We start from the raw sequence: 1,227 nt of genomic DNA, 5'->3' as shown, positions 1-1,227 counted from the left end.
GGAGGTGTCGGAGGCGAGGTCGGCGGAAAGTTTTCCGACGGTGGCCGAAGCCCCTTCGGAGACGGCCAGGTTGAGGCCGGAGCCGTCCTTGACGCTCATGGCGGCGGAGACGTCGGCGAGGCCGGAGGTTCCGTATTCCAGGACGCCTCCTTCAAAGGAGATCATTTCCGGAGTGCCCATGGCGGCATCCGACGTGACTTTGACGGTACCCTTCTGCAGGGAAATGCGCTTGATGGCATTGGCCGCCCCATCGGCCTTGGCATTCTCGAGGACGGTCGTACCGATGCCGGTCATGGCAAGTTCGTCGGTGGCAATCGAACCGTCTCCCGTGAAGGTGTAGGTCGTATTGGTGTCTACCATCATGAAGATGGGGGCAACTCCTTCGCCGTCTACGTTGACGGTCCGGTCGGTTTCTCCAATGGAGGGGCTGCCGAAGTAGACGACCTTGCCTGTGTTGGTGCCGGTCGTATCCCCGGAAACGGGAATCCAGTTGGTGGCAGACGTATTCCATGTGGCGCCGGAGACACCATCCCATACCCAGGCTTTGTCCGTATCGACGAAGGCGACGAGGGCGAGGGTCGTCATGCCGCCGGACGAGGCGGTGTCCAGCTTGAAGGAGTAGACGTTGGAAACGTCGTTCCAGTTCATGACGGAGCTGTCGTCCGCGTAGGCGTTGCCGGCGAGGATCTGCTCCGGCGTCAGGCTGCCCTGGGTGGCATAGGTGGCGAGGGTGTAATTGCCCGTGGTGAGCTGCGAGAGGTAGGTGCGGGAAACGTCGATGGTGAGGTTCCCGGAAGAGGCCGTCGACGTCAGTGTGCCGGTGATGGCCAGCGAGGCCGTGGACGGGGACGTAATCAGGCTGTCCAGTCGCAGCGAGCCGCCGAGAGCCAGGTTGCCCGCCACGGTGGCCCGGGCGCCCCTGCCCAGCGTCATCGTGCTGCGGACGATCAGGTTGTCGCTCGCGGCGAAGGTGTTGTAGGAGGAGAGGGAGAGGTTGTCGACGCTCAGGGCTCCGGTCAGGGACGTGGTTTTCACGCTGGCGGAGGCTGCTCCGGCCACGTTGACGGAGAGGTCGCCGATGGACGACGCGTTGCCGCCCGCCAGGGAACCGCCTGTGAGGAAGACTTTGTTGGCGAGGGTTTTTCCGTTGACGTCCAAGGCGCCGGTGCCCGACACGTCAATGTCGCTGTTCCCCAGGGCCGTGTTCGACCCGGCGCGCAGCGTGCC

The 1,227-nt window shown here is 64.1% G+C and carries 1 protein-coding gene; it reads right to left on the bottom strand.

Features of this window, described 5'->3' with window-relative positions; genetic code table 11:
- A partial coding sequence (locus tag QET40_RS00115) for a hypothetical protein (protein ID WP_280125134.1) occupies positions 1–1,227 on the bottom strand: 1,227 nt, incomplete at both ends.

Source organism: Akkermansia sp. N21169 (assembly GCF_029854675.1).
Lineage (GTDB): Bacteria > Verrucomicrobiota > Verrucomicrobiia > Verrucomicrobiales > Akkermansiaceae > Akkermansia.
This window is presented reverse-complemented; position numbering and strand designations above follow the sequence as displayed.